This is a genomic window from Bacillus hominis (assembly GCF_018332515.1).
Lineage (GTDB): Bacteria > Bacillota > Bacilli > Bacillales > Bacillaceae_G > Bacillus_A > Bacillus_A hominis.
The window spans coordinates 1-9522 of sequence record NZ_BOQD01000150.1; the positions used below are offsets into that span (position 1 = coordinate 1).

Here is a 9522-nt window from a genome sequence, read left to right on the forward strand (position 1 = left end):
TTAAGTTGATGGGCATGGGTAATCACCAACATAATAAAGCTTTTCACTTCAGTTTTAAAAGGAGATTGGAGTGGAGCGTGGAACGCGGTGAAAGGCATTACGTCGAGTGTAATGTCATTAATCGGAAATATCATCCAAGGGGCGATAAATTTAATTTCCGCGGTCGTGAATGGTGGGCTAAATTTAGTGAAATCTATTTTTTCTAGTGTTTTATCAGCGGTAGGTTCTCTAGTAAGTTCAATTTTTTCAGGTATATGTTCAGTCATTTCATCTGTTATGAACGCAGTAGGTAGCATCATTTCTTCAATTTGGAATGCAGCTAAGTCAGCGACTTCTAGTATCTTAAATGCTATCTATAACACAGTGACTCAAATTTTTAATAACGTGAAGTCTTTCTTGAGCGGAATTGACTTAGGGAGCATAGGAGAAAATATGATGCAAGGTCTCTTAAATGGTATAAGCTCTATGGCTGGGGCTATTTGGGACAAAATTACGGACATCGGAAATGGAATCAAAGATAAAATTTCAGGACTTTTATCGATTCACTCACCGAGTCGTTGGTTCAGGGATTTCATTGGTGTCAATATGATGAAAGGGTGGATTAATGGTATTGATGCAATGAAAGGCGCTGTACAAAGAACAACCGAACAAATGACTGAATGGATGAAACCGGAAGCTTTACAAGTAGAGACTGTATACGGAATGCCAAGAGGACTTGGTGCATACCAGACAGCTAGACCACAAGCAAGCTCAGGAAATACGGATGCCGGAACTGCTTCAAATTCTACAGCTAGTGAAAGACAACCTGCGTATATTAATATACAGCTTGGTAGACAAGAGTTTAATAGGTTCGTTGATGATATTACTGGAGAGCAAGAGGCTGTAAAAAAACGGAAAGATGTATTTTAAAGGAGGGTGGTATATTGTTAGTTTTTAATGAAATTAATTTAGAAGAATACTTTGAGCAAAAATACGAAAAAGGATTTTTTATGGTTAACGATGTAAGAGGTCGCGGAATTTTAAGTGACGAAATTAATGAGTTAACCGTACCTCACCGCCCAGGTTCATATTTTTTAAGTAAAAGGCCTCCCAAGAGAGTATTAGAAGTAGATTTCTCTCTTAAGGGAGTCTCTCTTTTTGAACTAAGGAAACGGATAGATGAATTGAATGGTCTATTAGATACAGAAGAACCTGTAAAAATTACCTTCACAGACGAACCGGATATTGTGTATTACGGGATTAAGGAATCTGTAGAGGAGACTTTAGAAAAATCTAATATTCATCAAGCAACTATTACACTAATATGTCCAATGCCGTATAAGTTAGGGAATGAGAAAACGGTTGACTTTGAAAATGACGGTCGAGGGTTAATAGCCAACATTCAAAATAAAGGCAGTGCGGAGTCAGAACCTATCATCGAAATTGAAGTTGAAAACCCTTCTACATTTTTAGATGTTTGGAATAAGAGCGTATATCTTCCAAACAAAGAAGATTATTTTCGGATTGGTTACCCGTTACAAGTAAACCAACTTCCAGTAGAGTGGAAACAACGTGTAATGTGGGATGAAATGTCTACTACAGTTGGATGGACAAGTGTATCACAGTTTGAAAACACTAAAGGTGGAGGTACATTCAAATCTAATGGACATCAATTTTATGTAGAAGATTATGGTGATCAGAATTACAAAGGGAATCATGGAGCGATTGCTAAAAAAAGCATTCCTAGTGGACCATTACAAGATTTTATAATGGATGCTTATGTAAGGTTCAACTGCAGTAGTTATGTACAAATGGGACAAGTAGAAGTGGCCCTACTGGATGAGACTAGTAAACCTGTAGTTCGATTGTCGCTAAACGATGTATATTGGGAGGCTGAAGAAACTTTTGGTGTTGCTAAGATTGCCTATCCAGGGCATCCAGCTGAACAAATGATGATCCATACGCGCGGTATGTATCCTTGGACGTGGAATAATTTTTACGGAAAGTTATGTGTTTACCGTATTGGGGATGAATGGGAGTTTTATATTGCGAAATTTGCGTACGGTACTGAGATTGATGATGCTGGAGCAAAAGCTCGTTGGGTAGACAAAGATGGGATCTTGATGAATAAAATTGCACAGGTACAAATTTCTATCTGTCAATGGTGGAATAATAATCCGGCTGTACTTATGACAGTTGATGATATTAAGATTTGGAAAGTTAACCAAAATACAAATAATAATCCTCCATATATTGTTGGAAAAGGAGATAAAGTGCAAATCGATACAGCAAAAAGTCTAGTTAGTATTAATGGTTCAAGTGCAATTAATCTGAAGGAATTATTCAGTGATTATCCTAAAATTACTAAGGGTCAGAATAAACTTGAAATTATGCCAGCAAATATCGGAACAGCAAAAGTTAAATATAGGGAGCGATTTCGATGAGAACACCAAGCGGATTACTTCATGTTGTTGATTTCAAAACAGATCAAATTCTATCCGCTATTCAACCAAAGGACTACTGGGAAGATAAGCGTCATTGGGAAATCAAGAATAACATTGATATGCTAGAGTTCAAAATTTTTGACGGTACTCCGCATGCAATTACATTACAACAGCAGAACTTGGTTTTAAAGGAAGTACGTGATGGTCGAATTGTTCCGTATGTTATTAATAATGAAGTAGAAAAAGATTCAAAGGATAGATCATTAACTGTACACTCTTCTGGTGCCTGGGTTCAAATCGCCAAAGATGGGATTATTAAACCTCAACGTATAGAGAGCGAAACAGTTAATACGTTTATTGATATCGCTCTTGCCGATTCAAAATGGCAACGTGGAATAACGGATTATTCTTCGTTCCACACGATGACGATCGATGAATTCATCGATCCCCTTACTTTTTTAAAGAAAATTGCAGCTTTGTTTGAATTGGAAATCCAATATCGAGTTGAAGTATCTGGTTCTCAAATTACTGGATGGTACGTCGATATGATAAATAAACGAGGGAGAGAAACAGGGAAGGAAGTAACCCTGGGAAAAGACTTAGTAGGCGTTAGACGCATTGAGCATTCCAGGGATATTTGTACCGCCTTAGTCGGATTTGTACGAGGTGAAGGTGAAGAACTTATCACGGTTGAGAGCATCAATAACGGACTTGTTTATATTACAGATAGTGATGCCTTTCAACGTTGGAATGCACATGGTAAACATAAATTTGGTTTTTACACTCCAGAAACAGAAGAACAAAATATGACACCAAAACGATTAATGACTTTGATGAAGACGGAATTAAAGAAGCGTGTCAATACTTCAGTTTCGTATGAAGTAGAGGCACAATCAATCGGTCGCATTTTCGGACTAGCACATGAACTAATCAATGAAGGCGATACAATCCGAATCAAAGATACAGGCTTCACACCTAAGTTATACCTTGAAGCAAGGGCAATCGCTGGTGATGAATCATATACGGATCCTTCGCAAGATAAATATGTATTTGGAGACTATCGAGAGATTATAGATTCGAACGAGGAATTACGAAAATTATATAACAAAATGCGTGCTTGGTTAGAGGGGAAGGCTAACAAGGAACTGTTAGAACAACTAGAAAAGTTGGCCGAAGAAGCAAAGAAAGAATCGGGAAAAGCTGTAAAGGAATCGCAAGAGGCTAAAGATATATCAGAGCAACTAAAAAAAAATATTGAAAATAATATGGTTAATATTATAGAAGGTAAAGAACCACCAACTACTGATCTTAAGCCAAACAAAACGCTATGGCGTGATATTAGTAATGGAAAGCCTGGTATTTTAAAAATATGGACAGGTACAGCTTGGGAATCGGTTGTTCCGGATACAGGACCATTACAAAAAGATATAAAGAATGCACAAACAGAAATTGATACTTTAAAAGAGACAATTGAAGATATACCTGATAAGACTTGGTTAAATCAGCAACTTGAAGGAAAGGCCAACAAAGAAGGTGTTTATACAAAAGATTGGGTAAACGAAAACCTTATTGGAAAGCAAGTGTACGAAACAAACCGTAAAGGTGATATAAAAGTATTAAATGAAACAAAAACGACTGCTGAACGCACAGCTGAAGAAATTAAAAATAAAGCAGAGAAAACGGAGATAACAACTCTAAACGATAATCTTAAACTAGTAAGTCAAACTGCTAATACTGCTAAACAGACAGCTGAATCTAACACTAACACCATTACAGAATTAAAAACTACTGTAAATAATATTTCTGTAGGTTCAATCAATTTAGCTAGCGGTTCAGAAACAGGGTTAAATAAACAGAACATGACTGGATCCTGGTCAGACAGTAAACAAATGATTTTATCGGATAAGGTCAACTATAGGAATAAAATTTTTACTATCTCATTTTTGTTTACTGGTAAAATGACAAAATTCAATACAAATGCTTGGTTTGGCGTAGAAACAGCGATAACGTATGCAGATGGAGAGCAAGAATGGCAATCTGTACGTGCTGAATCGCAAATAAAGATTAATGTAAATTATAAAGACGAACCACTATCAGTTACATTTAGAACAAAAGATAAAGATGTAACTCAAGTTAAATTCTATTACTCTGGGCGCAATATTGATGGGGATTTAAACTCACACCATGCAAAATTTGAAGAAGGTAACATACGAACTACATGGCAACTATCTAACGATGAAGTTACTTCTAAAGCAGATTTTACCCAAACAACTAATGAAATTCAACAAACAGTAAATACGAACTCAAAAACAATCTCGAAAGTACAACAAGATCAAGGTACAATGCAAACAACTCTAAATGAAGTGAAGCAGACCACAAATTCGAATTCTCTTAATATTAAAACGCTAACAGAAACACAAACAAATCAAGGAAAGCTCATTCAAGAAAACAAGAATGAAATTACGCAAACAAAAGACTCATTAAGTTCAAAGATTTCGGAACAGCAAATGAAAGCTTATATAGGGGCACTTGGTAGTATAAATCAATTCTTCAATACAGAGTTTAAGAAAAAAACAGTTGATGCTAATGGCAATATAACAAATGAGGTTGCTAGTACCGATAAGTGGACAGTAGCAGGAGTTGTATCAGGTGCTACAGTAACACCAGTAACAGACAGACGTCATGACGGTTATAACTCGGTCAGAATTGCAAATGCGGGGGCTACAGCAAATAGCTGGACTGGTATTGCTCAAAGTATTGGAGCCTCACAAAATAGCGGTGACTACGTATTGTCTGCATGGGTCTATGTAGTAGATAAAAACTTATTAGACCAAGGAGCGTGCGTTAAGCTTCAATTCTTTAATGGTTCAACCGCATTAGGTTATGAGCAAACTGAAATAAAAGAGTTATTAATTAATGGCTCCTGGATACTAGTTAGTGTAACCATTAAAGCTCCTGACGTTCCTGTAACTCGTTTGCAAGGAGATATATGGGTACGCCGTAATGGCACAATGTGGGTATCTCAACCGCAGCTACAGCAAGGAAAAGAACCATCTGTATACATGCCAAACCCAAAAGACGTTACCAACTATAAAGAATTGGTTGACTTAGTTGCGGATAAGGTTGCTAAAAGTGACTTTGATACAGTAACTACAAATATGCAGACAGAAATCCGGCAGAATACCGAGGAAATAGGTTTTCGTGCTAAAGCGACTGAAGTGTACTCAAAGACGGATGCGGACAAAAAATTTGCTTATGTTTTAGAAATGGAAGCGGCTTTTAGTTTAACAAATCAAAATATTAATTCTAGGGTTAAAAAAGGCGATGTTATATCCCAGATTAATCAATCAGCTGAGGAAATTCTAATTCAGGGGTCCAGAATTAATCTTATAGGATATGTAACAGCTGAGCATATCAAAGGGAAAGTTTTAGAAGGAGTAACACTTAAAACGAGTGGAAACAGATTTGTTGAAATAAATAAGCAAGACATGAAGATTTTCGATGCAGATAAGCCACGTGGCTATATAGGATTTATGGAAACAAATGATGGAAGTATTCAACCTTCACTCGTCCTTGGTTCTGACAATATTAAATACAGGGGTACAGGATCGTTTTATATTTATCAAGTCATGCCGCGAATTAATGGAGTCGATCAACCTTCTAAAGCATATGCAAAATTTGGGATTTCTAAAGGAGAAAATGCAGAAGGAACTAATATTTGGTCAAACTATATTCAAATGCATAATGACGGTGGACATCTGAGCGTATATTCAGATGGACAATTTCGTTTTCAAAACTTGAATAATATTATTTTTGAATCTGAAGGATGGGCTCCAGGATATGGTTACTTCTCTGTAACTACAACTGAGCCGCATATTTTTACAAATAACTCGGGGCAGTTTACTTTCAAAAGAAAAGGCAGTGACTATAAAATACATTTCGTAAACGGCGCCACCGATCATGATTTAATCATGGGTAATGCAATGATAAGGTCAAGTTTTGTACAAGGTTATAACAATGGCTTGCAGATTAAAGATATGATGGGTCAGGGATGGAAAGATATAGAATTAAGAACATTACGAGCGCAAGAGAATATTAGTGCTACTGGTCAAATGTGGGCGAAAGCATTTAACCCTACGTCAGCTAGAAACATGAAAGAGAATATAAAAGATATTCCTTTCAATGCTCTTGATAAAATCATGAGTTTAGCTATCAAACAGTACAATTTCAGAGACGACATGTATGATCTGTATCAAATGCGTGTGAACAAATCAGAGGAACAAACAGAACCATATACAACGAAAGATATCGAAACTTATTTCGGTATGATTGCTGACGATACGGACGATGTATTTACAGATAAAGAGAAACGGGCAATTAATTTATATAATACCGTTTCTCTTTTTATTGCAGCTTTCCAACAGCTGTATTATGAATTCATATTGTTAAAGGAGCAGGTTAAGCAGAATACCGAAGAGTTAAATGTAGTTAAAGAAGAAAATAAACAATTAAACAAGAAGGTTACTACATTAACAGATCAAGTTACGATACTTACAAGTAATGTGTCCACATTAACAGATTTATTTCAAAAATTTATAAGCGAGAAACCAGAGCAGCCATAAGCTGGTCTTTTTTTATTTTGCACAAAGTACGGCCTTGATAAAAAATGACTTTCATATATTCACAGTGAGAAGGGTTGTCTCATAGTATATAAAGATTGCTTTATGTAGATTCTAGAGGGATGTGAATATATGGAAGATGTTTATGCAAAGATTGATAGACTTAAATCAGAACAGAAAGAAATTATGCGTGATATTCGTAATATAGAAACTCGTACAACCATTAATGAAAAAGACATTTCAACAATTAATAAACAATTAGAAAAAATTAGCACAAATACAACTTGGATCTTAAGAATTGTGATTAGTGCAATAGTGATGGCAGTTCTAGGGTTAATATTAAAAGGCGGTATTTAGACTGTTTGTTTAAATGCACTTATGAAAGAGGGACAAGAGTCTCTCTTTTTATTTTGGAATGAGGTGGTCACAATGGAAGGGTTACAAGATGTAAGAAACGATGTTCAAGAAATCAAGCAAGAGATCAAGGATATTCGTTTAGAGATTAAAGGGTTAGAAATCCGAACAACGGGTAACGAAAAGGACATAATCAATATCAATAAGCAATTAGATAAGATTAGCGCTAATACAACTTGGATCTTGCGACTTATTGTAGGTGGAATTATAGGTGCGGCACTCACTTTCTTAATGAAAGGAGGTGGTATGTAATGTTTGAAATTACTGTAATGATTGGAATTGTAGTTGGTCTTTCACAGATTGGAAAAACAATTGGATTACAAACAAAATATGTTCCGTTATTAAATTTAACGCTTGGCCTTGTGCTAGGCGTATTATTTTTGGGCGGAGATATCAAAACAAATGTATTTCAAGGAATCATTATCGGACTGTCAGCAAGTGGATTATTTGACCACACAAAAATTATGAAAAAGGATGTTGATGCAAAATGAAAAAGACAATGAAACATATTACTTCGTTCCTTATGATTCTAGTACTTGCTGGTTCTTTTGCTACAAGTGCTCTTGCTGATAGAACGCTTATTATTCCTGATTTACCGAAACAACCATACCGTTATGGCATAGGTGCTTATGAGGGCGTTGTAGCGCATTCTACAGCAACTCCAGAAGCTCCAGCTATTAACATTCAAAAATATGAGTCTCGAACATGGAGAAATGCATTTGTTCATTATGCAGTCGATTGGGACGAAACAATCCAAATTGCTGACACAAAATACATTGCTTATGGTGGCGGTCCTGCTGCTAATAAACGATTTGTACATGTAGAGTTATGCGAAACAGCGGACTATACAAAATTCAAACGCAGCTATGACAAATATGTTAAGTTACTAGCTAAAATCTTACGTGACCGTGGGTTATCTGTAGAAAAAGGATTATGGACACATAGCGATGTAACTCATTACCTTGGCGGTACGGATCATGAAGATCCAATTGATTACTTAAAGTCTCATGGCGTTTCAGAAGCTCAATTTAGAGCAGACGTACAACGAGCATACAATAATTCTAGTGTGGATGTTTCTGTCCCTAAAAAGCCATCTAAACCAGCAGAAGTACCCACAGCAGTAACAGACGGTATCGCCTATATTGAAGGTTACAATGTTAATTTACGTAAAGGACCAGGTACAAGCTATTCTAAGATTCGTCAGTTAAACAAACCAGAATCGTATATTGTATGGGCTGAAAAGGATGGCTGGTTAAATCTTGGTGGAGATCAGTGGATTAAGAATGATTCATCTTATGTGAAGTTTAATAAGAAAAGCACAGTAGATTCTTCTATTGTTGGAAAGCGCGTTGTTTCAAAAGTTAACAATCTACGTTTCTATAACGCTCCATCTTGGCAGGATAGAGATGTTGCTGGCTCTGTAGATGCAGGATTAGGATTTACAATTGATGCGAAAGTAAATGTAAATGGTTCACCGCAATATAAAGTATACAATAGCAAAGGAAGAACATACTATGTAACAGCAAATGAAGCCTATGTATATGTGAAATAATGAAAAGATTCACCAATTTTTGAGAGGTGAACTTTAGTTTTTAACTTATTTTAGAATTAATGTTACTCCACACACATTGAATTTATAAAGAAAAAAGGATTATCATTTGTATTAGCTTATTTCCAGATTTGATATAAAAGTTAAATGAAAAATGAGACCTTTAATCGTAAAGTGTCTCATTTTTACACATTATATTTTTTAAGTTTACTTAATAACAATTATCGCCATTATGAATGGAACAATTGAATTGTAAATCATAACAGTTTAAATCAATCGTAATACATTGTTCAGCATTGAAATTAGCAAACGAATCAATTTGATAACCAAGTATAGCACAAGTACCCTTAATACAAATAATTCTAAATTTAGTTGGTTTATCTTTAAAGAAACAGTTAAGGGAAAGTGGTTTACCAGTTTTCTTATTAATTATTATAACATTATAGAATTTAGATAAATGAGGATTGAACTTAGTGGTGCTAGTACTGGTCGTACTGGTCGTGCTGGTGGTGCTGGT

General features: G+C 35.7%; 7 protein-coding genes and 1 pseudogene. 7 read left to right on the forward strand and 1 reads right to left on the reverse strand.

The window, feature by feature from the left end:
* Positions 1–18: 18 nt before the first annotated feature.
* The 7 genes and pseudogenes from KI356_RS15690 to KI356_RS15720 all read left to right on the forward strand — a co-directional run.
* A pseudogene (locus KI356_RS15690) lies at positions 19–909 on the forward strand (phage tail protein); the annotation flags it as partial.
* Positions 910–923: 14 nt separating this feature from the next.
* A complete protein-coding gene (locus KI356_RS15695) occupies positions 924–2423 on the forward strand; it encodes a distal tail protein Dit (protein WP_000959909.1) in 1500 nt (499 codons plus the stop codon).
* Complete coding sequence (locus KI356_RS15700; RefSeq protein ID WP_001260206.1) at positions 2420–7045, forward strand: phage tail spike protein; 4626 nt, start codon at positions 2420–2422, stop codon at positions 7043–7045. The genes KI356_RS15695 and KI356_RS15700 overlap by 4 nt, the downstream gene beginning before the upstream one ends.
* Positions 7046–7174: 129 nt before the next feature.
* Positions 7175–7399, forward strand: coding sequence for a hemolysin XhlA family protein (locus KI356_RS15705; RefSeq protein ID WP_000390459.1), 225 nt, complete (start codon positions 7175–7177; stop codon positions 7397–7399).
* A 72-nt stretch (positions 7400–7471) separates the two neighbouring features.
* A complete protein-coding gene (locus KI356_RS15710) occupies positions 7472–7708 on the forward strand; it encodes a hemolysin XhlA family protein (RefSeq protein WP_000398731.1) in 237 nt (78 codons plus the stop codon).
* Positions 7708–7947, forward strand: a complete 240-nt coding sequence (locus tag KI356_RS15715; RefSeq protein WP_000461729.1) for a hypothetical protein — start codon at positions 7708–7710, stop codon at positions 7945–7947. The genes KI356_RS15710 and KI356_RS15715 overlap by 1 nt, the downstream gene beginning before the upstream one ends.
* Positions 7944–9008, forward strand: a complete 1065-nt coding sequence (locus tag KI356_RS15720) for an N-acetylmuramoyl-L-alanine amidase (RefSeq protein WP_000753394.1) — start codon at positions 7944–7946, stop codon at positions 9006–9008. The genes KI356_RS15715 and KI356_RS15720 overlap by 4 nt, the downstream gene beginning before the upstream one ends.
* Positions 9009–9216: 208 nt before the next feature.
* On the opposite strand, the gene KI356_RS15725 is transcribed toward KI356_RS15720, so the two are convergent.
* Positions 9217–9522 (reverse strand): hypothetical protein (locus KI356_RS15725; protein ID WP_207303671.1); only part of this gene is annotated, 306 nt, incomplete at its 5' end.

Coding starts and splice junctions, on each gene's coding strand:
- KI356_RS15700 (WP_001260206.1), top strand. CDS start 2,420: ATGAGAACACCAAGCGGATTACTTCATGTTGTTGATTTCAAAACAGAT.
- KI356_RS15705 (WP_000390459.1), top strand. CDS start 7,175: ATGGAAGATGTTTATGCAAAGATTGATAGACTTAAATCAGAACAGAAA.
- KI356_RS15710 (WP_000398731.1), top strand. CDS start 7,472: ATGGAAGGGTTACAAGATGTAAGAAACGATGTTCAAGAAATCAAGCAA.
- KI356_RS15715 (WP_000461729.1), top strand. CDS start 7,708: ATGTTTGAAATTACTGTAATGATTGGAATTGTAGTTGGTCTTTCACAG.
- KI356_RS15720 (WP_000753394.1), top strand. CDS start 7,944: ATGAAAAAGACAATGAAACATATTACTTCGTTCCTTATGATTCTAGTA.